At 72.6% G+C, this 24819-nt stretch carries 28 protein-coding genes; 14 read left to right on the top strand and 14 right to left on the bottom strand.

Translation table 11 applies throughout. The features are described 5' to 3' along the window. Window positions 1-88: 88 nt before the first annotated feature. From QMC84_RS00580 to QMC84_RS00550, 7 genes are read left to right on the top strand one after another with little or no spacing between them, the layout of a single operon-like run. Window positions 89-823 (top strand): FCD domain-containing protein, encoded by a 735-nt coding sequence (locus QMC84_RS00580; protein WP_300370478.1) that lies wholly within the window; start codon window positions 89-91, stop codon window positions 821-823. A 9-nt stretch (window positions 824-832) separates the two neighbouring features. Continuing rightward, window positions 833-2227: a glutamine synthetase family protein gene (locus QMC84_RS00575; protein ID WP_300370475.1), complete on the top strand. Its 1395-nt coding sequence runs from the start codon at window positions 833-835 to the stop codon at window positions 2225-2227. Beyond that, window positions 2228-3607, top strand: coding sequence for an aldehyde dehydrogenase family protein (locus tag QMC84_RS00570; RefSeq protein ID WP_300370473.1), 1380 nt, complete (start codon window positions 2228-2230; stop codon window positions 3605-3607). Window positions 3608-3665: 58 nt separating this feature from the next. Beyond that, window positions 3666-4445 carry a 3-oxoacyl-ACP reductase gene (locus QMC84_RS00565; protein ID WP_300370470.1) on the top strand — a complete coding sequence of 260 codons (780 nt, stop codon included), beginning with the start codon at window positions 3666-3668 and terminating at the stop codon, window positions 4443-4445. A gap of 1 nt (window position 4446) precedes the next feature. Further along, window positions 4447-5172 carry a gamma-glutamyl-gamma-aminobutyrate hydrolase family protein gene (locus tag QMC84_RS00560; RefSeq protein ID WP_300370467.1) on the top strand — a complete coding sequence of 242 codons (726 nt, stop codon included), beginning with the start codon at window positions 4447-4449 and terminating at the stop codon, window positions 5170-5172. Then, on the top strand, window positions 5169-5834 hold the full coding sequence (locus QMC84_RS00555; RefSeq protein ID WP_300370464.1) for a glycerophosphodiester phosphodiesterase: 666 nt from the start codon (window positions 5169-5171) through the stop codon (window positions 5832-5834). Before QMC84_RS00560 ends, QMC84_RS00555 begins: the two co-directional genes overlap by 4 nt. After that, window positions 5831-6823, top strand: a complete 993-nt coding sequence (locus QMC84_RS00550) for an alpha/beta hydrolase (protein ID WP_300370461.1) — start codon at window positions 5831-5833, stop codon at window positions 6821-6823. The genes QMC84_RS00555 and QMC84_RS00550 overlap by 4 nt, the downstream gene beginning before the upstream one ends. On the opposite strand, the gene QMC84_RS00545 is transcribed toward QMC84_RS00550, so the two are convergent. Next, entirely contained in the window at window positions 6781-7491 is a 711-nt protein-coding gene (locus QMC84_RS00545; protein WP_300370458.1) for a nitroreductase family protein, read from the bottom strand. The genes QMC84_RS00550 and QMC84_RS00545 overlap by 43 nt on opposite strands. A 97-nt stretch (window positions 7492-7588) precedes the next feature. On the opposite strand from QMC84_RS00545, the gene QMC84_RS00540 reads away from it, so the two are divergent. Next, the gene (locus QMC84_RS00540; RefSeq protein ID WP_300370455.1) at window positions 7589-7945 is read left to right on the top strand and encodes a DUF4267 domain-containing protein; all 357 of its coding nucleotides are present in this window, start codon (window positions 7589-7591) and stop codon (window positions 7943-7945) included. Between the two features lie 130 nt (window positions 7946-8075). Here the strand turns inward: QMC84_RS00540 and QMC84_RS00535 are convergent, their stop codons facing one another. The 4 genes from QMC84_RS00535 to QMC84_RS00520 form a co-directional block, all read right to left on the bottom strand. Continuing rightward, complete coding sequence (locus QMC84_RS00535; RefSeq protein ID WP_300370452.1) at window positions 8076-8840, bottom strand: sulfite exporter TauE/SafE family protein; 765 nt, start codon at window positions 8838-8840, stop codon at window positions 8076-8078. Continuing rightward, window positions 8837-9973 (bottom strand): SPFH domain-containing protein, encoded by a 1137-nt coding sequence (locus tag QMC84_RS00530; protein ID WP_300370449.1) that lies wholly within the window; start codon window positions 9971-9973, stop codon window positions 8837-8839. The genes QMC84_RS00535 and QMC84_RS00530 overlap by 4 nt, the downstream gene beginning before the upstream one ends. Before the next feature lie 36 nt (window positions 9974-10009). Then, entirely contained in the window at window positions 10010-10471 is a 462-nt protein-coding gene (locus QMC84_RS00525) for an NfeD family protein (RefSeq protein ID WP_300370446.1), read from the bottom strand. A gap of 68 nt (window positions 10472-10539) precedes the next feature. Next, window positions 10540-11334, bottom strand: a complete 795-nt coding sequence (locus QMC84_RS00520) for an ABC transporter ATP-binding protein (protein WP_300370443.1) — start codon at window positions 11332-11334, stop codon at window positions 10540-10542. 54 nt (window positions 11335-11388) lie between these two features. On the opposite strand from QMC84_RS00520, the gene QMC84_RS00515 reads away from it, so the two are divergent. Together QMC84_RS00515 and serB are read left to right on the top strand one after the other, a co-directional pair. Further along, a complete protein-coding gene (locus QMC84_RS00515; protein WP_300370440.1) occupies window positions 11389-12126 on the top strand; it encodes a hypothetical protein in 738 nt (245 codons plus the stop codon). Between the two features lie 33 nt (window positions 12127-12159). Continuing rightward, on the top strand, window positions 12160-13386 hold the full coding sequence (gene serB / locus QMC84_RS00510) for a phosphoserine phosphatase SerB (protein ID WP_300370437.1): 1227 nt from the start codon (window positions 12160-12162) through the stop codon (window positions 13384-13386). Window positions 13387-13407: 21 nt separating this feature from the next. On the opposite strand, the gene QMC84_RS00505 is transcribed toward serB, so the two are convergent. Genes QMC84_RS00505 through QMC84_RS00490 form a run of 4 tightly spaced genes read right to left on the bottom strand, consistent with a single transcriptional unit; the run spans window position 13408 to window position 15752 of the window. Beyond that, window positions 13408-13935, bottom strand: a complete 528-nt coding sequence (locus tag QMC84_RS00505) for a histidine phosphatase family protein (protein WP_300370434.1) — start codon at window positions 13933-13935, stop codon at window positions 13408-13410. Between the two features lie 60 nt (window positions 13936-13995). Further along, window positions 13996-14775: an enoyl-ACP reductase FabI gene (fabI, locus tag QMC84_RS00500; RefSeq protein WP_300370431.1), complete on the bottom strand. Its 780-nt coding sequence runs from the start codon at window positions 14773-14775 to the stop codon at window positions 13996-13998. Beyond that, entirely contained in the window at window positions 14775-15494 is a 720-nt protein-coding gene (gene fabG / locus QMC84_RS00495; protein WP_300370428.1) for a 3-oxoacyl-ACP reductase FabG, read from the bottom strand. The genes fabI and fabG overlap by 1 nt, the downstream gene beginning before the upstream one ends. 45 nt (window positions 15495-15539) lie before the next feature. Further along, window positions 15540-15752, bottom strand: coding sequence for a dodecin (locus QMC84_RS00490; protein WP_300370424.1), 213 nt, complete (start codon window positions 15750-15752; stop codon window positions 15540-15542). 55 nt (window positions 15753-15807) lie between these two features. Between QMC84_RS00490 and QMC84_RS00485 the strand changes: the two genes are divergently transcribed. Together QMC84_RS00485 and QMC84_RS00480 are read left to right on the top strand one after the other, a co-directional pair. Further along, window positions 15808-16143, top strand: a complete 336-nt coding sequence (locus QMC84_RS00485) for a DUF3099 domain-containing protein (protein ID WP_300370421.1) — start codon at window positions 15808-15810, stop codon at window positions 16141-16143. Window positions 16144-16267: 124 nt separating this feature from the next. Then, window positions 16268-16489: an acetone carboxylase gene (locus tag QMC84_RS00480; protein ID WP_300370418.1), complete on the top strand. Its 222-nt coding sequence runs from the start codon at window positions 16268-16270 to the stop codon at window positions 16487-16489. Between the two features lie 27 nt (window positions 16490-16516). Here the strand turns inward: QMC84_RS00480 and moaA are convergent, their stop codons facing one another. Further along, entirely contained in the window at window positions 16517-17518 is a 1002-nt protein-coding gene (gene moaA / locus QMC84_RS00475) for a GTP 3',8-cyclase MoaA (RefSeq protein ID WP_300370416.1), read from the bottom strand. A gap of 44 nt (window positions 17519-17562) precedes the next feature. On the opposite strand from moaA, the gene QMC84_RS00470 reads away from it, so the two are divergent. Then, on the top strand, window positions 17563-18471 hold the full coding sequence (locus QMC84_RS00470) for an SURF1 family protein (protein WP_300370413.1): 909 nt from the start codon (window positions 17563-17565) through the stop codon (window positions 18469-18471). A gap of 10 nt (window positions 18472-18481) precedes the next feature. Here the strand turns inward: QMC84_RS00470 and QMC84_RS00465 are convergent, their stop codons facing one another. From QMC84_RS00465 to QMC84_RS00455, 3 genes are read right to left on the bottom strand one after another with little or no spacing between them, the layout of a single operon-like run. Further along, the gene (locus tag QMC84_RS00465) at window positions 18482-20356 is read right to left on the bottom strand and encodes an ABC transporter ATP-binding protein (protein ID WP_300370410.1); all 1875 of its coding nucleotides are present in this window, start codon (window positions 20354-20356) and stop codon (window positions 18482-18484) included. Between the two features lie 28 nt (window positions 20357-20384). Continuing rightward, window positions 20385-21194, bottom strand: a complete 810-nt coding sequence (locus tag QMC84_RS00460; protein ID WP_300370407.1) for an enoyl-CoA hydratase/isomerase family protein — start codon at window positions 21192-21194, stop codon at window positions 20385-20387. Between the two features lie 25 nt (window positions 21195-21219). Further along, a complete protein-coding gene (locus QMC84_RS00455) occupies window positions 21220-22818 on the bottom strand; it encodes an ABC-F family ATP-binding cassette domain-containing protein (protein WP_300370404.1) in 1599 nt (532 codons plus the stop codon). A gap of 137 nt (window positions 22819-22955) precedes the next feature. On the opposite strand from QMC84_RS00455, the gene QMC84_RS00450 reads away from it, so the two are divergent. Then, window positions 22956-23888, top strand: coding sequence for a neutral zinc metallopeptidase (locus tag QMC84_RS00450; protein WP_300370401.1), 933 nt, complete (start codon window positions 22956-22958; stop codon window positions 23886-23888). 18 nt (window positions 23889-23906) lie between these two features. Here the strand turns inward: QMC84_RS00450 and QMC84_RS00445 are convergent, their stop codons facing one another. Beyond that, window positions 23907-24815 (bottom strand): phosphotransferase, encoded by a 909-nt coding sequence (locus tag QMC84_RS00445; protein ID WP_300370398.1) that lies wholly within the window; start codon window positions 24813-24815, stop codon window positions 23907-23909. Between the last annotated feature and the right edge of the window lie 4 nt (window positions 24816-24819).

The raw sequence follows: 24819 nt of genomic DNA, 5'->3' as shown, positions 1-24819 counted from the left end.
CCGGGTGTAAATGGTCGCCAGCAAATTGGTATGAACTCAGACCATTGCGTCATTGACAGGTGCTGCGGGGAAGTCGAAGGTTGAGCCCGTGACCGCCTCCCCCGACGATCGGCTGCCCGTCGCGGTGCTGCGTCCGGTGCGCGGGCACCACGCGTTCGAGGCGTGTGTCGAGCAGCTCGCCACCGCGATCCGGCTGGGTGTCTACCCGCTCGGCGCGACGCTGCCCGCCGAGCGCGAGCTCGCCGAACAGCTGGCGGTGTCCCGGGCGACGTTGCGCGAGGCGATGGCGGCGCTGCGCGAGGCGGGGCTGGTCGAGACCACGCGCGGCCGGGGCGGCGGCACGGTCGTCACCCTCAAGCCGCGCTCCCCCAGCGGCCGCCGTGCCGCGCGCCTGACGGCCGTCCAGCGGCGGGACTGGCTCGACGCGCTGGAGTTCCGGCGGATCGTCGAGCCCGGGGCGGCGTACCTCGCGGCCCGGACCGACCTGGACCCGGCAGGGCGCGAGCAGCTGGAGACCGCGCTCGCGGCGGTCAGCGCGGCCCGCAAGCCGGCCGCGCACCGGCAGGCCGACTCCCGGTTCCACCTGACGGTCGCCTCGCTGGCCGACTCGCCCCGGGTGATCGAGGCCGTGACCTCCGTGCAGGCGACCCTGCACGAGATGCTGCTGACGATCCCGGTGCTGGGCACCAACATCGCCCACTCCGACCGGCAGCACGCCGCGCTGGTCAGGGCGATCCTCGCCGGCGACGCCGAACGGGCCCGCCGGGTCATGGAAGAGCACTGCGACGACACGGCCGCGCTCCTGCGCGGCCTCGTGGGATAGGAGACAGCGTTGGCCCAGAAGGCGACCCAGGACGAGACCGGACTCCGCAACAGCCGGCACCTGACGATGCACCAGCTCATCGATCGGATCGAGAGCGGCGTGATCGACACCGTCGTCGTCGCGATGACCGACATGCAGGGCCGGCTCCAGGGCAAGCGGCTGCACGGGAGGTACTTCGTCGACCACGTCGCCGGGCACGGTACCGAGGGCTGCAACTACCTGCTCGCCGTGGACGTCGACATGAACACCGTGGACGGCTACGCCAACTCGTCGTGGGAGACGGGCTACGGCGACATGGAGTTCCGGCTCGACGAGCGCACGATCCGCATCCTCACCCACCTGCCCGCGACCGCGATGATCCAGTCTGACCTGGTCTGGCCCGACGGGTCGCCGGTCACCCAGTCGCCGCGCGGGATCCTGCGCCGCCAGCTCGACCGGTGCGCCGAGCAGGGGTGGACGGCGCTGGCCGGCACCGAGCTCGAGTTCATCGCGTTCGACACCACCTACGAGCAGGCCCACGCCGACGGCTACCGGGACCTGACCCCGGCGAACCAGTACAACGTCGACTACTCGATCCTCGGGACCAGCCGGATCGAGCCGCTGCTCCGCGCGCTGCGCAACCACATGTACGGCGCGGGCCTGGACGTCGAGGGCGCCAAGGGCGAGTGCAACCTCGGGCAGCACGAGGTCGGCTTCCTGTACGCCGACGCGCTCACCACCGCCGACAACCACGCCGTCTACAAGACGGCCGCGAAGGAGATCGCCGCCCAGCAGGGCAAGGCGATCACGTTCATGGCGAAGTACGACCAGCGCGAGGGGAGCTCGTGCCACATCCACCTCTCGCTGCGCGGCCCCGACGGTGCGCTGGTCTTCTGGGACCGCGAGACGGGGACGCGAACCCCGCTCTACGACCACTTCGTCGCGGGCGTGCTGGCCACGATCCCCGACTTCACGCTCCTCTATGCGCCCAACATCAACTCCTACAAGCGGTTCGCCGACGGCTCCTTCGCGCCGACCACCCTGGCGTGGGGGCTCGACAACCGCACCTGCGCCGTCCGTCTCGTCGGCCACGGACCGTCCGCGCGGATGGAGAACCGGATCCCGGGCGCGGACGTGAACCCCTACCTCGCACTGGCGGCCATGGTCGCCGGCGGCCTGCACGGCATCGAGAACGAGCTCCCGCTCGAGGACGAGCTCGTCGGCAACGCCTACACGTCGGGCCGGCCGCAGGTGCCGCGCACCATGGCCGAGGCGCGGGGCCGGTTCGCCGGGTCCGCCGTCGCACGCGCCGCCCTGGGCGACGACGTCGTGGACCACTACGTCAACATGGCAGACGTGGAGCTCGCGGCCTACAACGCGGCCGTCACCGACTGGGAGCTCCGCCGTGGATTCGAGAGGCTGTAAGTGAGCGACACGCGAGCCGACCTGCATACGGTCCTCAACCCCGCGACCGCGGCGCCGGTCACCGACGTCCCCCTGGCCTCGACGGCGGACGCGGACCGGGCGATCGAGAGCGCACACGCCGCGTTCCCGGCCTGGAAGGCGCTGCCGCCCGGCGAGCGGGCCGGCTTGCTCCGGCGCTTCGCCGCCGTCGTCGACGCGCACGTCGACGAGCTCGCTGGCCTCGAGGTGCGCAACGCGGGGCACACCTGGGGCAATGCCCGGTGGGAGGCGCGCAACGTCCGCGACTGCCTGAACTACTACGCGGGTGCGCCCGAGCGGCTCTTCGGCCGACAGATCCCGGTGCCGGGCGGCGTCGACATCACCTTCCACGAGCCGCTCGGCGTCGTGGGGATCATCGTCCCCTGGAACTTCCCGATGCCGATCGCGGGCTGGGGTCTCGCGCCGGCGCTGGCGGCCGGGAACACCGTCGTCCTCAAGCCGGCCGAGCTCACCCCGCTCACCGCGCTGCGGCTCGGCGAGCTGGCGTTGGAGGCCGGCCTGCCCGAGCACGTCCTGACCGTCGTCGCCGGGAAGGGCTCGGTGGTCGGCGAGCGGTTCGTGACCCATCCGCTGGTCCGCAAGGTCTGCTTCACGGGGTCGACCGAGGTCGGCAAGCGGATCATGGCCGGCTGCGCCGAGCAGGTGAAGCGGGTGACGCTCGAGCTGGGCGGCAAGAGCGCGAACATCGTGTTCGCCGACGCCGACATCGACGCCGCGGCCGCGAGCGCGCCGTACGCCGTCTTCGACAACGCCGGCCAGGACTGCTGCGCCCGCTCGCGGATCCTCGTGGAGCGCTCGGCGTACGACGAGTTCCTCAGCAAGCTCCAGCCGGCCGTCGAGGGCCTGCGCGTGCTCGACCCCGGCGACGAGGCCAGCGAGATGGGCCCGCTCATCTCGGCGCAGCAGCAGGCCACGGTCACCGGCTACCTCGACGAGGTGGAGGTCGCGTTCGCCGGGTCGGTGCCCGGCGGTGCGGTGGCCGACGGCTTCTGGGTGCCGCCGTCGGTGGTCACCGTCGAGGACCCCGCGACCCGGATCTGGCGTGAGGAGGTCTTCGGCCCGGTCGTCGCGGTGATGCCCTTCGACGACGAGGCGGATGCAGTCGCGAAGGCCAACGACACCGAGTACGGCCTGTCCGGATCGATCTTCACCACCGATCTCGGCCGGGGTCTGCGGGTCGCCCGCGCCGTCGAGGCCGGCAACCTCAGCGTGAACTCCCACTCCTCGGTGCGGTACTGGACCCCGTTCGGGGGGTACAAGCAGTCCGGGCTCGGCCGCGAGCTCGGTCCGGACGCCCCGATGGCGTTCACCGAGGAGAAGAACGTCTTCATCGCCCACTAGCAGGTCTCGACACGGCCGCTCGTTCCGCGCGGCCTACTCGACCAACGATCGGAGTGACATGGCAGGACGCATCCAGGACCGGGTCGCGGTCATCACCGGGGGCTGCTCGGGCATCGGCCTCGCGACCGTCCAGCGGTTCGTCCAGGAGGGCGCCAGGGTCGTGATCGGCGACATCGACGACGACCGCGGGCACCAGCTCGTCGAGCAGCTCGGCGGAGCGGGCGTCGCGACGTACGTCCACGTCGACGTCACCAGCAAGGACGAGGTCGACGCGCTCTTCCGGACCGCGAAGGACGTCTACGGCTCGGTCGACATCGCGTTCAACAACGCCGGCATCAGCCCGCCCGAGGACGACTCGATCCTCGACACCGACCTGGACGCCTGGCGCAAGGTGCAGGAGGTGAACCTGACGTCGGTCTACCTGTGCTGCAAGGCCGCTCTCCCCCACATGCTCGAACAGGGCCGGGGCTCGATCATCAACACCGCGTCGTTCGTCGCCGTCATGGGTGCGGCGACCAGCCAGATCTCGTACTCCGCGTCGAAGGGCGGGGTGCTGTCGATGACCCGGGAGCTCGGCGTCCAGTTCGCCCGCCAGGGCGTGCGCGTCAACGCACTGTGCCCCGGGCCGGTGAACACGCCGCTGCTGCAGGAGCTGTTCGCCAAGGACGCCGAGCGGGCCGCGCGCCGGCTGGTGCACGTGCCGATGGGACGGTTCGGCGAGCCCGAGGAGATGGCGTCGGCGGTGCTGTTCCTCGCGTCGGACGACTCCTCGTTCATGACCGCGAGCACGTTCCTGGTCGACGGCGGCATCTCCGGCGCCTACGTCACCCCGCTCTGACGTGGCGACCCCGGTCATCGGCCTGACCACCTACCGCGAGGAGGCTTCGTGGGGGGTCTGGCACCAGCGCGCCGACCTGCTGCCCACGCAGTACGCCGCCGCGGTCGAGGAGACCGGCGGCGTACCCGTGCTGTTGCCGCCCGTGGGACGCCCGGAGGCGGCCGACGCGCTGGTCGCCCGCCTCGACGGGCTGGTCGTCAGCGGTGGCGCGGACGTGGACCCCGGGCGGTACGGCGCCGACCCGCACCCGCGGACGGCGGGCTGGCGGCCGGACCGGGACGCGTGGGAGTCCGCGCTGCTGGACGCCGCCGACGCCGCCGGCCTGCCCGTACTGGGCGTGTGCCGTGGGATGCAGGTGCTGGCCGTCCACGGCGGCGGCACCCTCGAGCAGCACGTCCCGGACCTGGTCGGCCACGAGCGGCACAGCCCGGGCGGGGACGAGTTCGGCGCCGTCTCGGTCGCGACGTCCCCCGGCACCCGCGTCGCGGGCCTTCTCGGCGAGCGGGTGACGGTGAACTGCCACCACCACCAGTCCGTGCGCGAGCACCCCGGCTTCGTCGGCGCCGCGCACGCCGACGACGGCACGCTCGAGGCGATCGAGCGGGCGGGCGACCGGTTCGTGGTCGGGGTGCAGTGGCACCCCGAGACCGCAGCGGACGTCGGGCTGCTGGCGGGGCTGGTGCGAGCGGCCGCGGCGTACGCCCAGGATCGACGACCCCCAGGATGACGCTGGTCAGCGCGCATCGCTGCCTCGGCCGCGCAGACATCGAGCAGGCGATCGCGCTCGGGGCCGACTACGTCGAGTTCGACGTCCAGCGCATCGCCGACGGCTCGCTGGTGCTGCTGCACGACCTGGTCGACGACCCGCCGCCGGACACCCTGCGCTACGACGAGGCCCTGGGGCTGCTCGCCGGGAGGGCCCGGGCCCATCTCGACCTGAAGCTGCGCGGTGGGGAGATCCCGATCGTGGCCGAGGCCATCGCCCGGCTCGGCACCGACCGGCTCCTGGTCACCACCCACCACGACGACGCCGTCCGTGCCCTGCGCGCCTGGGCGGACCGCGAGGGTCACGACCTCCAGGTCGGGCTGTCGCTCGGTCGCGGGGTCAAGGGGTTCTCGCTGCGGCACGCGATCCGGGTGCGGGTCTCCGAGCTGTTCCCGGGCGTCCGCTACCGCACGACGGGCGCCAACGTCGTGGTCGCCCACCACTGGCTCGCCCGGCTCCGCGTGCGTCGCTTCGCCCGACGGCACCAGCTGCCGCTGGTCGTCTGGACGGTCGACACCCGGCGCTCACTCGCCTACTGGCTGCGGCCGGGCCGCGCCTGGCTCGTCACGACGAACGAACCGGAGGTGGCGCTGGGCCTGCGGGCTGGAAGACTGCGGCCATGACCAGTGGCGCCTTCGACGAGCTCCACCCCGACGTCCTGGGCGAGCCCTACCTGGCCGAGACCATCGGCCTGCCACCCGACGAGGAGGGCGCGGTCGTCGCGACCCTCGTCGTCCGCCGCGCAGCACGGCCCACCGGGCGGGCGGTGCTGCACGTGCACGGCTTCGCGGACTACTTCTTCCAGACCCAGTACGCCGAGTGGTGGAACGCGAGGGGCTACGACTTCTACGCGATCGACCTGCGCAAGTACGGCCGCTCGATCCGGCCGCACCAGACGCCGAACTACGTGACCGACCTGCGGGACTACTTCGCCGACCTCGACGCGGCCCGGAACCGGATCGTGGACCGGGACGGGCACGACCACCTGGTGGTGAGCGCCCACTCGACCGGCGGACTGATCGTCGCGCTGTGGGCGGACGCCCGGAAGCCGGCGCTGGACGGGATGGTGCTGAACTCCCCGTGGCTGGACATGCAGGGCGGGCTGTGGATCCGAACCCTCGGCACCCAGCTCGTGAAGCGGGTCGGGACCCGACAGCCGAAGCGGGTGGTCCCCCGCAGGATCGAGGGCTTCTACGCCCGCAGCCTGCACATCGACCACGAGGGCGAGTGGGACTTCAACACCGCGTGGAAGCCGATCGACCCCTGGCCGGTGTACTTCGGCTGGCTCCGGGCGATCCGGGTCGGCCACAACGCCCTGCACCGCGGCCTGGAGGTGGGCTGCCCGGTGCTGGTGCTGTCCTCGGGCGGCACCCGCTGGCCCAAGGAGATGGGCCCGGACGTCCACAACTTCGACACCGTCCTCGAGGTGCCGCAGATCCGGCGGTGGGCCGTGGCCCTGGGCCGGCACGTCACCTACATCGCGATCGAGGGCGCCCGGCACGACGTGGTCCTCTCCCTGCCCGAGCCCCGGGCGCAGGCGTACGCCGAGCTCGACCGGTGGGCCGCGGCCTACCTCGGAGCCGCGCCCTCGTCAGCACCGTCAGGCTCCTGACCCGGCGCCCGGAGCGGCTCGCCGTCGAACGTCTCGAGGGTCGCGAGCTCCTCGACCGGGTGGCGGCGCAGCCTGGTGACCTCGCGGACCGGCCGGCCGATCGGCACGACCGCGGCCAGCGCGAACCGATCGGGGATCCCGAGCAGCTCCTTGACCCCGTCCTCCTCCGCGACCGCCATCGTGGTGATGGTGCCGCCGTACCCCTCGTTGCGTGCCGCCAGCAGGATGTTCCACACCAGCGGGTACACCGACGCGCCCGCCACCAGTCCCACCCGGTCCAGGTCCTGGTCCATGGCGGCGACCAGCCCGAGGTCGACGCACACGACGAGCACCGCGCCGGCGCTCAGCAGCGGGGCGGTGAACGCGTCCGGGATCTCCGTGGCCGCGATCTCCGCCACGCTCGGGGCGGGCGGCTCGAGGGGGTTCCAGGGGCTCTGGCCGGCCTTCGCCTGTGCGACGTAGCGGCGCACCGCGGGCCCGTTCAGCTCCGCCAACCGCCGGCGGGCGGCCTGGTCGCGGACCACGACGATCCGGGTCCCCTGCCGGTTGCCCCCGCTCGGAGCGAACCTGGCGTGGTCGAGGATCCGGTGCAGCGTCTCGTCGGGCAGCGGGTCGTCGGTGAACTCGCGGACTGCCGGGGTGGTCCGCATGACGTCGTACAGGTCCATGCCCCGAGACTGTCACGCGTGCGCCCGCCCCGGCGACCGGCACGCGACCGAGGCCGGAACGATCCGGGACCGCCCCGGGACCGATAGCGTGCGCGCCATGAATCCAGTGATCGGTCTGTCCCTCGGGCGGGTCGCGGTCGGCACCGTCGCGCTCGCGAACCCCGACCTCGCCGCCAAGCTCTTCCAGCTCGACCCCGCGACCAACCCGCAGCTGCCCTACCTGACCCGCCTCTTCGGCTCCCGCGAGATCGCACTCGGCCTGATCACGCTGCTCGCCCGCGACAAGAGCCGTCGCAACCTGGTGCTCGCGGGCATCCTGGTCGACGGCGCCGACGCCGCCACCGGCTACCTCGCGATGCAGGAGGGCACGGTCTCGAAGCGGACCGCCCTCACCCTGATCGTCCCCGCCGTCGGCGCGATCGGCTCCGGGATCTCCGGCCTGTTCCGCCGCTGACCCCACCAGGTCGCGCCCCGCCCCGTCGCTCGTCCCGTTGTCGTTTGGTCACCAACTGCAGAGATCCGTCCTCCCGGGCTGTCGTTGGTGACCAAACCGCAGCACATTCGGCTGCGGCCGGCCGGCGGCGTCAGCCGACCAGGAACGCCACCAGGGCGACGACGCCCACGCAGACGATGACGACGCGCAGGACGGCGCCGGGCAGCCGGCGGCCGACGGTGGCGCCGAGCTGGCCGCCGATGACCGAGCCCACCCCGATCAGCGCCACGATCCGCCAGTCGACGTCAGCCACGACTGCGAACAGCAGGCCGGCGATGGCGTTGACGACGGCGGCCAGGACGTTCTTGACGGCGTTGAGCCGTTGGAGCGACTCGTCCAGGCCAGTGCCGAGGACCGCCATCAGCAGCACGCCCTGGGCGGCGCCGAAGTAGCCGCCGTACACGCCGGTGAGCAGAACGCCCGGCCATACCCACCAGGTGCCGTGGTGCGGGAGCCCGCCGACCGCCTCGTGGCGGCGGGCCACCCAGGCGGAGATCCGGGGCTGGAGGACCACCAGCACGCAGCCCAGCAGGATCAGGGCCGGCACGATGGCCGCGAACGCGTCGTCCGGCAGCACCAGCAGCAGGACCGCGCCCGCGAGGCCACCCACCAGGGACCCGACGCACAGCCGCAGGACTCGGGATCGCTGCCCGGCGAGCTCGCGCCGGTAGCCGACGGCCCCCGAGACCGAGCCGGGGACCAGACCGATGGTGTTGGACACGTTCGCGGTCACCGGTGGCACGCCGAACGCGAGCAGGGTCGGGAACGTGATCAGCGTCCCCGACCCCACCACGGTGTTGATGGTGCCGGCCGCGACCCCGGCGAGCAGGATCGCGACGACCTCGTACGCCGTCACTGGGCGGGAGGCACCTCACCCGGGTCGACGGCCGGGTCGGTCGCCGTCGGCGGCTCGGGCTCCGGGTCGGCGCTGCGGCCCGGGTTCGCCGCCCGGTCGGCCTCGGCGATCGCGGCCTCGACCGCTGCGTTGGTCTGGCTGAGCTGGGTGTCCGGACCCGGCACGGTCGGCTCCGAGGGGCCCATGTCCACCCGCTTCGCCGGCCCGTCGACGTGCTGAGGGATGCCTTGGAGGCTGTTCATCGTGGAGCCCAGACCCTCCAGCGCGCGGCCGATCTCGCTGGGCACGATCCAGACCTTGTTGGCGTCGCCCTCGGCGATCTTCGGCATCATCTGGAGGTACTGGTAGGCCAGCAGCGACTGGTCCGGACGCCCGTCGTGGATGGCCTGGAACACCGTCTGGATCGCCTGCCCCTCACCCTGGGCGCGCAGGATCGAGGACTCCCGATCCGCCTGCGCCCGCAGGATCTGCGACTCGCGGGCGCCCTCGGCGTTCAGGATCGACGACTGCTTCGCGCCCTCGGCGGTCAGGATCGCCGCCTGGCGCTGGCCCTCCGCGGTGAGGATGACCGCGCGCTTCTCGCGGTCGGCGCGCATCTGCTTCTCCATCGAGTCCTTGATCGAGGGCGGCGGGTCGATGCCCTTGAGCTCGACCCGGTTGACGCGGATGCCCCACTTCCCGGTGGCCTCGTCCAGGACGCCGCGCAGCCCGGAGTTGATCGAGTCGCGGCTGGTCAGCGTCTCCTCGAGGTCCATGCCGCCGACGATGTTGCGCAGGGTGGTCATCGTGAGCTGCTCGATGGCCTGGATGTAGTTCGCGATCTCGTACGTCGCGGCGACCGGGTCGGTCACCTGGAAGTAGATGACCGTGTCGATCGACACCACCAGGTTGTCCTCGGTGATCACCGGCTGGGGCGGGAAGCTCACGACCTGCTCACGCAGGTCGATGATGTAGCGGACCCGGTCGATGAACGGCGCGACGACGTTCAGGCCCGCGGGCAGCGTCTCCTTGTACTTCCCGAAGCGCTCGACGATGCCGGCGCGGGCCTGCGGGATGATCCGCACGGTCTTGGCCAGCATCACGATGACGAACAGGACCAGGATCGCCAGCAGGATCAGGATCACGGGAGGCACGGCAGGCTCCTTCTCACTCGCAGGGCACTCGCGGGTTCACTCCCCGAGCTCGGACACGGGGTGGACGTACGCCGTGGCGCCGCGGATCTCGAAGACCTCCACGGTGGCGCCCGGCTCGATCGTGACGTGCTCGTCGTACGGCGCGGCCGACCAGGTCTCCCCCGCGAGCCTGATCCGACCGACGCTGAGCCCGGTGATCGTCTCGGTGACCACGGCCCGCTGACCCACCAGCTTCGAGGTACCGAGCCGCAGCTCGGGCCCCCGGTGCAGCCGGGCCACGAGCGAGGGCCGGACCAGGGCCAGCATCGCGACGGCGGCGCCCCCCGCCACCAGGACCTGCACGACCACCGCGGCGCCGATGGCCGCCGTCACCATCCCGGCCATCGCGCCGACCGCCAGCATGATCAGCACCAGGTCGAGGCTCACCAGCTCGGCCATGCCCAGCACCGCGGCGACCCCCAGCCAAGCAGCCCATGCGTGCTCGCCCAGCCAGTCCATGTCCCGACCCTATCCCCGCTGCGGCCCGCCCCGCTGCGGAGCCCGCACAACCGTTCCCAGGAGGGAGGTCAGAGGTGCCGCGTGCGTCGCCGGGCGCTCCAGCGGCCGTCCTCGTGCGCCAGCACGAGAGGCATCCCGAAGGTCGCCGCCAGGTTGGCCTCGGTGACCACCTCGGCGACCGGCCCGGCCGCCACGACCCGGCCGCGGCGCAGCAGCAGCGCGTGGGTGAATCCCGGTGGGATCTCCTCGACGTGGTGGGAGACGAGGACCGTGGCCGGTGACGACGGGTCGGACGCCAGCACCGACAGCGTCGATACGAGGTCCTCCCGCCCGCCGAGGTCGAGGCCCGCCGCGGGCTCGTCGAGCAGCAGCAGCTCGGGGTCGGCCATCAGCGCCCGGGCGATCTGCACCCGCTTGCGCTCGCCCTCGCTCAGCGTCCCGAACGTGCGGTCGACCAGGTGCATGGCGCCGACCTCGGTCAGCAGCTGGCCGGCCCGCTCGTGGTCGAGCTCGTCGTACGCCTCGCGCCAGCGGCCCACGACGCCGTACGACGCGGACACGACCACGTCGTGCACCCGCTCGCTGCGCGGGATCCGCTCCGCGAGCGCGGCGCTGGTCAGGCCGATCCGCGGGCGCAGCTCGAAGACGTCGACCGTCCCGAGCACCTCGTCGAGGATGCCCGCGACCCCGGACGTCGGGTGGATCTGTGCGGAGGCCACCTGGAGCAGGGTGGTCTTCCCGGCGCCGTTCGGCCCGAGGACGACCCAGCGGTCCCCCTCCTCGACCCGCCACGACACCGCGTCGAGCAGCGTCGCCTGCCCACGCCGGATGGTCACCTCGGCGAAGTCGAGCACGGCGGTCATGGACCTCACCCTATCGATCGGCTCCGGCGCCGCTGCGGCGTATCCTCACCCGCCGTGACCCTGCTGCTCCCGCCCTCCGCGCGTCTGGCCTGGTGGGGCACCGCGTGGCTGCGCGGGCACGTGGTCACCGACCTCCTGGTCGACGCGGTGCTCGGCGACGACGCGACCCACGCCGTCGCCGGGCTGCCCGGCGCGGACGGCACCGAGACGGTCGTGGGCGCGCTGGCCCGGCTGCGAGCGCTGGGCGCCACCGGCTTCGGAGCCACGTTCCCGGCGGAGGGCGACCCGGTCGGCCTCGGCGGGCCGCCCGCCTTCAACGCCGACGCCCTGGAGGCCGGCGAGGCGGTGGTCGTCCTGGGCGCCGGGCTCGGTCTGGTGCCGCATCGCACCGGAGCCGCGACCGTCTGGACCGTCCACCCGGCGGCCGAGCGCCGCCAGCTCCCCGACGTGGGCGAGGCGGACCGCGGCCTGCGGGCCGCCCTGCTCGGGTCGGCCGAGTCGCTGGCCCGCCTCGACGTCGCACGGTGGCGCCCCGAGGTGGCGGACCGGCTGATGGACCTGCGCCACCGGCCCGTCCTGGCCGCTCCGGACGGCGTGCCGCCACGCTGCACGGACCTGGCCGGCCGCGCACTGCAGGCGACCGAGATCGTGGACCTGGCCCTGGAGGACGAGGGCGGCACGCTGACGGCGTACGAGCTCGAGGAGCGGCGCGCGGCCCTGGTGCCGCTGGCCCGCGCCGGCCGACGGGCCCTGGTGGCCGCCTGCTCACCCGAGGCGTGGCCGCCGTCGTGAGCCCGGCCCGCCGCGATAGCCTCGGCCACTGAGATGACAGACCCACATCCCGGCCGCAAGCCGGAGACCCTCCTGATCACGCTGACCGGCAAGGATCGTCCGGGCGTGACGTCCTCGGTGTTCGCGACCCTCTCCGGGGCGGGGGTCGAGGTCGTCGACATCGAGCAGATCGTGCTGCGTGGACGGCTCATCCTCGGGGTCCTGGTCACCGCTCCGCACCAGCCGCGTCGGGTGACGGAGGCGGTCCAGGAGACCGCGGCCGCGCTCGGGATGAGCGTGGACGTCGAGCGCGGCGTCGGCGACAACACGGCCCGCCGCGGCGGTCGGTCGCACGTCACGATCATCGGATCGCCGCTGCGGGCCGCGGCGATGGGCGCGATCGCCGGCCGGATCGCCGACGCCGGCGCCAACATCGACCGGATCGAGCGGATGGCCCGGTACCCCGTCACCGCGATCGACCTGCACGTCTCCGGCGTCGACACCGCGGCGCTGCGCACGGCGCTCGCGGCCGAGGCCGCCCGGCAGGGCGTCGACATCGCCGTGCAGCCCGCGAACCTGATGCGGCGCGGTGCCCGGCTGATCGTCATGGACGTCGACTCGACCCTGGTCCAGGGCGAGGTCATCGAGATGCTGGCCGCGCACGCCGACTGCGAGGCGGAGGTGGCGGCGATCACCGAGGCGGCGATGGGCGGCGAGATCGACTTCGAGGAGTCACTGCGCGCGCGGGTCGCCCTGCTCGAGGGGGTGCCCGCGAGCGCTCTCGACGAGGTGTACGACGCGATCCTGCTCGCCCCGGGAGCCCGCACCATGGTGCGCACCCTGCGCCGGCTCGGCTACCACTTCGCGATCGTGTCCGGGGGGTTCAGCCAGATCACCGACCGGCTCGCCGCCGACCTCGACATCGACTACTCCCGGGCCAACGAGCTGGAGGTCGTCGCCGGGCGCCTCACCGGCCGGATCGTCGGCCCGGTCGTCGACCGGGCGGGCAAGGCCGCCGCCCTGCGGGAGTTCGCGGCCGCCGCCGGCGTCGCCGAGGCCGCCGTGATCGCCATCGGCGACGGCGCCAACGACCTGGACATGCTCAACGCGGCGGGCCTGGGCATCGCCTACAACGCCAAGCCCCTGGTGCGCGACGCCGCGGACACCGCGGTGAACGTCCCCTACCTCGACGCGATCCTGTACCTCCTCGGCATCTCGCGCGAGGAGATCGAGGCCGCCGACGCCGAGGCGGGCATCGTCACCCCCGCGCCGCCACTCTGACCCGATCCGGACGGGTCCGGCCTAGCCCCGAGCGACGTGGAAGGCCACCAGCCGGGCGCTGCCGGCGGCGAGGTCGGCCCAGGCGCCGTCGTACTCGAAGACCGCCACAGCACCGGTCGGATAGCCGCTCAGCAGCTGCCCGGCGAGGTCGGGGTCGCTGTCGCCGTCGTCGAGCACCTGCGCGAGCACCCCGATCGTCGGGTTGTGGCCGATCAGCAGCAACCGGCGGACGTCGTCGTCCACCACACGCACCAGGTCCAGGGCGGTCTCGGCCCCGGCGGCGTAGAAGCCCGGGTCCAGCTCCGGGTCCAGGTCCCAGTCGGCGGCGGCCGCCAGGCTCGCCCACGTCTCGCGGGTGCGCAACGCCGCCGAGACGATCGCGTGGTCGGGCTCGAAGCCCTGGTCGGACAGCCACGCACCCGCAGCGGCGGCGTCTCGACGGCCGCGGTCGGCGAGCGGCCGGTCGAAGTCGGTGGGCCCGTGCTGCTGGGCCTTGGTGTGGCGCATGAGCGCGATCAGACGCGTGGTCGTCCCGGCTGGCAGCTGCACGGGTCAACTCTGGCAGCCGACGGGCGGACTGTCATGCCCGGGTCGGGCCCAGCCGGGCTCTCAGCCACCCATGGCGTGGAAGCCGCCGTCGACGTGCACGATCTCGCCGGTGGTCGCGGGGAAGAAGTCCGACATCAGCGCGCAGACGGCTCTCGCGGTCGGCTGGTGGTCCCTGTTGTCCCAGCCGAGCGGCGCCCGGCTGGCCCACATCTCGTCGAGCGCCTCGAAGCCGGGGATCGCCTTCGCGGCCAGCGTCTTGAGCGGACCGGCGGAGACCAGGTTGACGCGGATGCCCTCCGGGCCGAGGTCGCGCGCGAGGTAGCGCGAGGTGGACTCCAGGGCGGCCTTCGCCACTCCCATCCAGTCGTACGCGGGCCAGGCGACGGTGGCGTCGAACGTCAACCCCACCACCGATCCGCCGGGCCCCATCAGCGGCCGGCAGGCCTGCGTCAGCGACTTGAGCGAGTACGCCGAGACCTGCACCGCCTGCGCGACGTCGGGCCATGGCCCGGAGAGGAACTTGCCACCCAGCAGGGTCTCGGGGTTCCCGTAGGCGATCGAGTGGACGACCCCGTCGAGGCCGTCGACGTGCTCGCGGACCAGCTCGGGCAGCCGGGCGAGGTGCTCCTCGTCGGTCACGTCGAGCTCGAGGACCGGCGGCTCCACCGGCAGCCGCTTGGCGATCCGCCGGGTGATGCCGAGCGCGCGCCCGAAGTTCGAGATCAGCACGGTGGCGCCCTGCTCCTGGGCGACCTTCGCGGTCGCGAAGCCGATCGAGGTGTCCATCGTGACCCCGGCGACCAGGATCCGCTTGCCCTCGAGAATGCCCGTCCCAGCCATCAGTGCCCCATTCCCAGTCCACCGTCGACCGGGATCACTGCCCCGGTGACGTACGCCGCGCCGTCGCCGGTCAGCCACAGCACGGTCTTCGCGATCTCCTCGGTCGTGCCGTAGCGGCCCAGCGGCACCTGGGTCCTGATCGCCGCCTTCTGGTCCTCGGTCAGCACGGCGGTCATGTCGGTCTCGATGAAGCCCGGGGCCACGACGTTCGCGGTGATCGACCTGGACCCGAGCTCACGGGCGATCGAGCGCGCCATGCCGACCAGCCCGGCCTTGGACGCCGCGTAGTTGACCTGACCGGCCGAGCCGAGCAGGCCGACCACCGAGGAGATGAAGACGATCCGGCCGCGGCGCAGCCGGAGCATGCCCTTCGAGGCGCGCTTGGCCAGCCGGAAGGACGCGGTGAGGTTGGTGTCGAGGACCGAGGACCAGTCGTCCTCGCTCATCCGCAGCAGCAGCGTGTCGGCCGTGATCCCCGCGTTGGCGACCAGGACCTCGACCGGGCCGTGCGCCTCCTCGGCCCGGACGAAGGCGGCCTCGACCTGCGCGGGGTCGGTGATGTCGCAACGGAGGTCGAGCGCACCGTCCGGGGCGCCGCCGCTTCGCGTCGTGACGGCGACGCGGTCGCCGTGGGCGACGTACGCCGCCGCGATCGCGCGGCCGATCCCGCGGTTGCCGCCGGTCACCAGGACCGATCTGGGCTCGTGGGTCTGTGTCACGTGAGGTGACGCTAGCGACTACTGATCGGTACGCCGAGCCGGCGGCTAGTCGTCCTCCATGCGGAAGCCGAGCTTGAGCCCGACCTGGAAGTGCTCGACGGTGCCGTCCTTGACCTGGCCTCGGACCTGGGTGACCTCGAACCAGTCGAGGTGGCGCAGCGTCCGGCTGGCCCGCTCGATGCCGTTGCGGATGGCCTCCTCCATGCCGTCGGGCGAGGTGCCGACGATCTCGGTGACGCGGTAGGTGCGATTGGTCATGGTTGCCTCCCGGTGCGGACGTAGGTGGCCGAGCCTACCGACGTACGCTGACGGTATGACCCGGGACCTTCGTCGACACCGCGACGAGGCCGTCCGCATCACCACGGCGTCCTCCGACCGGCGGGAGGAGATCGCGGCGCGCCAGCGGCGCTACGTCTTCTCGATGGGGATCCGCACCATCTGCTTCGTGGCCGCGATCGTCGTCGGGCCCGGCTGGCTGCGCTGGGTGCTCGTCGCGGCCGCGATCCTGCTGCCGTACGTCGCCGTGGTCATGGCCAACGCCACGCCTTCGAGATCCGACGGGATCGAGCTGCTCGACAACGAGTACGGCCCGCACCAGCTCGGGTCGGCGACCGATTCCGAGGACCACCGCGAGAGCGGGATGCTTTGACAACCCGGCCACCCGTGACAGAATCGCCGGCGCAAGCCGAGTCTCCCCCGTCTCGGTTGGCAGCGGTGCCGGACGGCTTCCCCCGTGGCTGTCCGGCACCGTTCATGTCACCTGGAGGAGCACCGTGAGCGACCCGCAGCCCGACGTCATCGAGGGGCCGGCGATCTGCTCGGCCCGGGGCTGCCAGGCGGCGGCCACGTGGCAGCTGCTCTGGAACAACCCGAAGCTGCACACGCCCGACCGGCGCAAGGTCTGGCTGGCCTGCGACGACCACCGGGAGCAGCTCTCGCAGTTCCTCGGGGCCCGGCAGTTCCTCAAGGACGTCGTACCCCACGTCGAGGGCTGAGGCCCACCGTCTCGCCGACCGCCGCCGTCAACCCCCGATGGCGGACATCGGCCGGTCGGGCTGGAGGAACGACGGGTCGTCGATCCCGTGGCCGGCCCGCTTGCCCCGCATCGCCACCACCCAGCGGTCGGCGATCACCTCGTCGGAGGCACCGGTGCGCAGCGCGGTGCGCAGGTCCGACTCCTCGCGGGCGAACAGGCAGTTGCGGATCTGCCCGTCCGCGGTCAGCCGGACCCGGTCGCAGTCACCGCAGAAGGGTCGGGTCACCGAGGCGATCACGCCCACGGTCGCGGGTCCGCCGTCCACCCGGAACAGCTCGGCGGGGGCGCTCCCCCGCGGCTCGTCGACCGGCTGCAGGTCGAACTCCGCCTCCAGGCGCTCGAAGATCTCCTCGGCGGTGACCATCTCCTCGCGGTTCCAGACGTGCTGGGCGTCGAGAGGCATCTGCTCGATGAACCGGAGCTGGTAGCCCTCGGCGATCGCCCAGCGCAGCAGCTCGGGGGCCTGCTGGTCGTTCTGGCCGCGCATCAGCACGGCGTTCACCTTGACCGGGCCGAGGCCGGCGTCGCGCGCCGCGGCCAGCCCGGCCAGCACGTCCGAGAGGCGGTCGCGCCGCGTGATGGCGAGGAACGTCTCCTGCCGGATGCTGTCCAGGCTGACGTTGACCCGGTGCAGGCCCGCCTCGGCGAGCGCAGGGGCGACCCGGGCCAGCCCGAGCGCGTTCGTCGTGAGGGAGGTCTCGACCGTCGGGTCGATCTCGTGGGTACGCCGGACGATGTCGACCAGGCCGCGTCGTACCAGCGGCTCGCCGCCGGTGAAGCGGACCTCGAGGATGCCGAGCAGCTCGATGCCGATCCGCACCAACCGCACCACCTCGTCGTCGGTGAGCACCGATTCGTCCGGCAGCCACTCCAGTCCCTCGGCCGGCATGCAGTAGGAGCAGCGCAGGTTGCAGCGGTCGGTCAGCGAGACGCGCAGGTCCGTCGCGACCCGTCCGTAACGGTCCGAGAGCGTTCTGGTGTGCGGCACCCCTGCAGTCTAGGCGGACGATGGTCGCCGGATAGCCTCGGTGAGTGCGGTCGTTGCGGTTCCTGCTCAGTCGGCGCTGGTTGGCGTTCGCCCTGATCGTGGTGCTGCTCGGCTACGGCGCCTGGCGGCTGGGCGAGTGGCAGTTCAGCCGGCTCGCCGACCGCAAGGACAGCAATGCGGTGGTCCGCGCCAACGAGCACAAGGACCCGGCGCCGGTCGCCGACGTGCTCGCCCCGGGACAGCAGGTCGACGACGACCACGAGTGGCGACTGGTGACCGCCACCGGGACCTACGCCACCGCGGACACGGTGATCGTGCGCTACCGCACCCGCGAGGGGGCCTCGGGCATCGACGTCGTCGTCCCGTTGGTGACCGGCGACGGGACCGCCCTCCTCGTCGACCGTGGCTGGATGGCGACCGACAACCAGGGCGCCGGGCCGGCGGACGTGCCGGACCCGCCCGCGGGGCGGGTCACCGTCGAGGGATGGGTGCGCGCCGACGCGGAGGGCGACAGCACCGTGGTCCACGACGGGTCCACCCGGGCCATCTCCAGCGAGCGGATCGGTGCGGCGCTCGGGCGGACCGTGTACGGCGGGTTCGTGGTGCTGCGGGCGGAGGACGGACAGCCCGCCGCCGCACTCGAGCCGGTCGAGCTCCCCGAGCTGGACAACGGTCCGCACTTCTTCTACGGCCTGCAGTGGTGGTTCTTCGGCATCCTGTCCGTCGCCGGCTTCCTCTACCTCGCCTTCGACGAGTGGCGCAGCCGCCAGCGCGGCGAGGACCCGGCCCCGGCGAAGGTGGACGTGGCCGCCCCGGCTCCCGACGGCGCGGTCGCGGACCGGGTCCGCCGCCGGTCGGCCAGGAACGCGAGGAAGCAGGCCGTCCGGGCTGCCTACGAGCGAGCCTGGGAGGAGGAGCGGCGCCAGCGCGATCGCGGCGCGAGCTCTCGGTAGCCGCCCAGTCTCACACCGTCGCGGACGGCTGGTCCTCGATGAACTGGGTGCGGTACAGGTCGGCGTACAGGCCGCCCCGGGCGAGGAGCTCGGCGTGGGTGCCGGACTGGACGATCCGGCCGTCGTCGAGCACCAGGATCTGGTCGGCGTTGCGGACCGTGGACAGCCGGTGCGCGATCACCAGCGACGTGCGCCCCTCGAGCGCGGCGTCCAGGGCGCGCTGCACGGCCGCCTCGGACTCGCTGTCCAGGTGGGCCGTGGCCTCGTCGAGGACGACGATCGCGGGTGCCTTGAGCAGCAGCCGCGCGATCGCGAGCCGCTGCCGCTCGCCGCCGGAGAGCCGGTAGCCGCGGTCGCCGACGACGGTGTCGAGGCCATCCGGCAGGCCGCGCACCAGGGTGGCGATCTGGGCGGCCGCCAGCGCGGCCCACAGCTCCGGGTCGGTGGCGCCGGGACGCGCGTAGAGCAGGTTGGCGCGGATCGTGTCGTGGAACATGTGGGCGTCCTGGGTGACGTAGCCGACCGCGTCCTCCAGTGACTGCAGGGTCACGCCACGTACGTCGTGCCCGCCGACCCGGACGGCTCCCGCGCCGACGTCGTACAGGCGGGCCACGAGGTGGGTGACGGTGGTCTTCCCGGCGCCCGAGGGACCGACGAGCGCGACCATCTGCCCGGGCTCGGCGGTGAAGCTGATGTCGGTGAGCACCTGGCCGGTGTCCCGGGCCTCGGTGCGCGCGACCACCTCGAGCGAGGCGAGGGAGATGTCGTCCGCGCGCGGGTAGGCGAACGCGACGTGGTCGAACTCCAGCCGGGACGCCGTCGCCGGCAGCCTGGTCGCGTCGGGTCGCTCCTGGATCAGCGAGGGCAGGTCGAGCACCTCGAAGACCCGCTCGAAGCTGACCAGCGCCGTCATCACATCGATGCGCACGTTCGAGAGGCTCTGCAGCGGTCCGAGCAGCCGCAGGAGCAGGGTGGCGAGCGCGATCAGGGTGCCGACGGTGAGCGCGTCGTCGACGACCAGGTTGCCGCCGACGCCATAGACCAGCGCGGTCGCGAGCGCCGGGACGGCCATCATGGCGGCGCCGAAGAGACGGGTGAGCAGGGAGATCCGGACCCCCAGGTCGCGCACCCGGGCCGCCTTCGTGGCGAACAGCGCGTCCTCGTCGGCCCGACGGCCGAACAGCTTGAGCAGCATCGCGCCGCCCACGTTGAACCGCTCGGTCATCGCGTTGCCCATGTCGGCGTTGCCGTCCATCTGCTCGCGGGTCAGGCCGGCCAGCCGCGCGCTCACCCACCGCGAGACGAGGAGCAGCAGCGGGAAGACGGCCAGGCAGAGCAGAGTGACCTGCCAGCTCAGCGCGACCATGGCGATCCCGACCACGATCACCGAGATGGTGCTCGCGACCGTGGTCGACAGGGTGGAGGTGAAGGCGCGCTGGGCGCCGATCACGTCGTTGTTCAGGCGCGAGACCAGGGCGCCGGTCTGGGTGCGGGTGAAGAAGGCGAGCGACTGCCGCTGGACGTGGGCGAACACGCGGGTCCGCAGGTCGTAGATCAGGCCCTCGCCGATCCGCGAGGACAGCCACCCCTCCCCCACGGCGAGCGCAGCGCTGACCAGCGCGGTCACGGCCATGGCCAGGGCGAGCAGCGTGATCAGGTCGTGGTCGCCGGCCACGATCCCGTCGTCGATGATGTGCTTGGCCAGCAGCGGGCTGACGACGACGAGGCCGGCGTCCACCACCGTGAGCACCAGGAAGACGCCGATCAGCCGGCGGTGCGGCCGGGCGAAGCCCAGCACGCGGCGCACCGTGCCGCGCTCGATGCGGTTGTGCACCACGCTGCGGTCCGAGCGCAGGTGCCGCCAGGCCGCGCCTCCTCCGTGCATCCCCGACACGATCCGTCTCCCTGTCTGCCTACTCCGGCCCCGCGCCCATCAGCGCCGCCAGCTCGCGGAACCGGCGCGCCTGCGCCTCCCGCTCGAGGCGACGCTGGTCATCGAGGCTGCGGTCCGCCGCGCCCTGGAGCAGCGCCTTGGTCTCGCTCACCGCGCCGGGAAGCGGGGCCGTCAGCGCACCGACCAGGTCGGCAACGGTGGCGTCGAGGTCGTCGACGGGCACGGAGGTCAGCGCCAGCCCGATCGCCACGGCCTCGGCAGCCCCGACCATCCGGGCGGTCGCGCAGATCTCCAGCGCCCTGGCGTAGCCAACACACTCGACCAGCGGCTTTGTTCCCGTCAGGTCGGGCACCAGCCCGAGCGCGGACTCCTTCATGCAGAGCTGGACGTCGTCGGCGACGACCCGCAGGTCGCACGAGAGCGCGAGCTGGAACCCGGCGCCGATGGCATAGCCCTGGACCGCGGCGATGGACACGTACCGGGGGTCGCGCAGGAAGGTGAAGCCCTGCTGGTAGGCGTCGATGGTCGCCGATACCTCCTCGTCGGAGAGCGCGAGCAGCCCGGCGACCGACTCCTCGCCGGAGGTGTTGGCGGGGTCGAGCATCGAACGGTCCAGCCCCGCCGAGAACGCCTGGCCCGACCCGCGCAGGACGACGATGCGGACGTCGGCGGGGATCTGCTCGCCCAGCGCTGCCAGGGCACGCCACATGGCGGGGGTCTGCGCGTTGCGTACGTCGGGCCGGTCCAGCGTGATCGTGGCGACCGGCCCGGTGACGTCGTAGCGCAGGCCGGCCCGCTGGAGGGCGTCCGCGTCCGTGCTCGTGGTCATGCTCAGACCCTAGTGGCGTCCGGGCTCAGGCCAAGGAGACGAGGTCGGCGTACTCGGCGTTCCAGAGATCTTCGACACCATCGGGGAGGATCAGGACCCGGTCCGGCTCCAGCGCGAGCACGGCCCCCTCGTCGTGGGTGACCAGGACGATCGCGCCCTCGTAGGTGCGGATCGCGGCCAGCACCTCCTCGCGGGAGGCCGGGTCGAGGTTGTTGGTGGGCTCGTCGAGCAGCAGCACGTTGGCGCTGGAGACGACCAGGGCGGCCAGGGCGAGCCGGGTCTTCTCGCCTCCGGAGAGCACCCGGGCCGGCTTGTGGGCGTCCTCGCCGGAGAACAGGAAGGAGCCCAACACCGAGCGGGCCTCGGTGTCGGTGAGCTGTGGGGCCGCGCTCTGCATGTTCTCCAGGACGGTGCGGTCGACGTCGAGGGTCTCGTGCTCCTGGGCGTAGTAGCCGATCTTGAGGCCGTGTCCTGGGACCACGGCGCCGGTGTCGGGCTGGTCGACGCCGGCGAGGATCCGCAGCAGCGTGGTCTTCCCGGCGCCGTTGAGCCCGAGGATCACGACCCGCGAGCCCTTGTCGATGGCGAGGTCGACGTCGGTGAAGACCTCCAGCGAGCCGTAGGACTTGGAGAGCTCGGCCGCGGTGAGCGGCGTCTTGCCGCACGGCGCGGGCGCCGGGAACTTGATCCGCGCCACCTTGTCGGACTGCCGCTCCCCCTCGACCCCGGCCAACAGCTTCTCCGCGCGCTTGAGCATCGACTGGGCGGCCTGCGCCTTGGTGGCCTTGGCCCGCATCTTGTTGGCCTGGTCGGTAAGCGTCTTCGCCTTGTTCTCGGCGTTCATCCGCTCCCTCTTGCGGCGCTTCTCGTCGGTCTCGCGCTGCGTGAGGTAGGCCTTCCAGCCCATGTTGTAGACGTCGATCTCCGCGCGGTTCGCGTCCAGGTGCAGCACCCGGTTGACGGTCGCCTCGAGCAGGCTGGTGTCGTGGCTGATCACGATCAGGCCGCCCTTGTGGGCCTTCAGGAAGTCGCGCAGCCAGACGACGGAGTCCGCATCGAGGTGGTTGGTCGGCTCGTCGAGCAGCAGGGTCTCGGCCCCGGAGAACAGGATCCGGGCGAGCTCGACCCGGCGTCGCTGCCCGCCGGAGAGGGTCTTCAGGGGCTGGGTGAGCAGCCGGTCCTCGATGCCGAGGCTGTGTGCGATCTGCGCGGCCTCCGACTCCGCGGCGTAGCCACCACCGGCGTGCAGCTGGGCGTCGGCACGCTCGTAGCGGCGCATCGCCCGCTCGCGTACGCCCGGATCGTCGCTGCCCATGTCCGTCTCCGCCTGGCGGAGACGTCGTACGACGTCGTCGAGGCCGCGCGCGGACAGGATCCGGTCGCGGGCGAGGACCTCGGGATCGCCGATGCGGGGATCCTGCGGCAGGTAGCCGACCTCGCCCGTCGCCTGCACGGTGCCGCCGGCCGGCAGCGCCTCGCCGGCGAGGATCTTGGTGAGGGTGGTCTTCCCGGCGCCGTTGCGGCCGACCAGGCCCACCTTGTCGCCCGCGGCGACCCGGAAGCTGACGTTCTCCATGAGCAGGCGCGCGCCGGCCCGGACCTCCAGGTGGTGGGAGGTGATCATGCGGGGTACCCGGGGAATCGGGAGGTGGCGGAGCGAAGCGGGGGAATCTCGCGATGTCGTGGGGTGAAGATCATGAGGGTTCGATCCTAGATGTGGGTACGGTCCGTCCAGACATCGGCGGCGACGCAGGAGGACGCATGAGGTTCAATCCCAAGGCCCGGCTGGACACGAGCCGGGTGCGCGACCGGGGCCGCGGGAGCGGCGGCGGCCGCGGGGCGGGCGTCGGCGGTGGCGGGCTGCCGATCCCGGGCGGCCTGCTCGGCGGCGGCGGCATCACCGGCGTCATCGTCGTCGTGCTGTTCCTGGTCCTGACGCAGTGCCTCGGCGACGGCGGCGGCCTCGGCACCAGCGGGTCGCTCGACGACAGCCGGATGAGCGGCACCGACCGCTACGCGTCCTGCCAGACCGGCGCGGACGCCAACGACAGCGCCGACTGTGCCCGGGTGGCGGTCGAGAACTCCCTCTACGACTTCTGGGGCGACGAGCTCGGCTCGAGGTTCCACCCCGAGAAGGAGGTCGACACGTTCACCGGCTCGACCAGCACCGGCTGCGGCCAGGCGTCCTCCGACGTCGGCCCGTTCTACTGCCCTGTCGACGAGACGATCTACCTGGACACGACGTTCTTCGACGACGTGCTCGAGCGCCAGCTCGGCGGCCCCGAGGGCGGGTTCGTCGAGCCCTACGTCCTGGCGCACGAGTACGGCCACCACATCCAGAACCTGCTCGGCACGATGGGCAAGGTGAAGACCCAGCAGGGTCCCACCAGCGACTCGGTGCGCCTGGAGCTCCAGGCCGACTGCTACGCGGGCATGTGGGCGAAGGCCGCCACCACCACCGAGGACGCCTCGGGTCAGGTCCTGTTCGCCGAGCTCACCGACCAGGACATCCAGCAGGCGATCGAGGCGGCCGCGGCCGTCGGCGACGACCGGATCCAGCAGCGCAGCGGCGGACGCGTGAACCCCGATCAGTGGACCCACGGCTCGGCCCAGGAGCGGATCGACTGGTTCACGACCGGCTACACGAAGGGCGATCTCGACGCGTGCGACACGTTCGCCGCCGGGGCGCTCTGATCCGGTCGACCCTCGGGCTCAGCCCTCGACCAGCGCCTCGATGTGGGCGAACTGGCGCTGGAGCGCGCGCAGGTGCGGTGCGACCGACGGGTGGCGGAACTTCCCGGCCAGGGCGCCCTCGCCGCCCGCGACGCGGGCCAGCGCCCACTCGGCGCGGTTGAGCACGGTGTACACCGCGGTGACCCGCGCGCCGAGCGTGACCTCCTCGCGGGTGGCCAGGCCGTCCGGCAGCCCCATCAGGTAGGCGTCGAGCAGCGGCTCGAGGTCCTCGCGGGCGGCCAGGGCGTAGTAGCCGAGGTCGGCGCCGACCGGCCCGGTGCCCAGGGTGGACCAGTCGATCGCGACCACGTCGTCGTCCTCGCGCCCGGGCAGGTTGGCGGGTACGGCGTCCCCGTGCATCGGCACCTGGACCAGGGCGTCGGCGGCGGCCAGCAGCTCGGAGCGGCGCTCCCAGAGCTGCGCGGCGACGTCCGCGACCGTCGTACGCCCCAGCGTCCGCCACCCGCCGCGGTGCTCGACCCGCACCATCCGGTCCCGCAGCTGGTTGCGCGCCAACCACGGCGTCGGGCTCAGCCGGGCACCGGCGAACCGGCCCAGCGCGTGGGCCACGAACAGGCCGCTGGTCGCCGCGTCCTCGACCCACTCCTCGGTGATCGTGATGCCCTCGACGTCCTCGTCGACGGCGGCGAGCCGGGGCGCGCGCAGCCCGGGGGTGGCGACGACCAGTCCGCTGGTGACCACGTCCGCGGCTCGCCGCCAGTAGGCGAAGTGCCGGGGGTTGCTCAGCTCGGCCGGGTCGTGCTCCAGGGGCGCGGCGAGGCGCTTGACGACCACAGGCTGGTCGCCGAGCACGGTGCGCCACACGCCTAGCGTCGAGGCGCTCGAGCTGCCTGGGAGGGCGAGCCACCCGGGTTCGGGCTGCCACATGGCT

The organism is Nocardioides sp. (genome assembly GCF_030019515.1).
Taxonomy (GTDB): Bacteria; Actinomycetota; Actinomycetes; order Propionibacteriales; family Nocardioidaceae; genus Nocardioides.
Note: the sequence above shows the minus strand (reverse complement) of the source record. Positions and strands in the feature narration are given on the sequence as shown.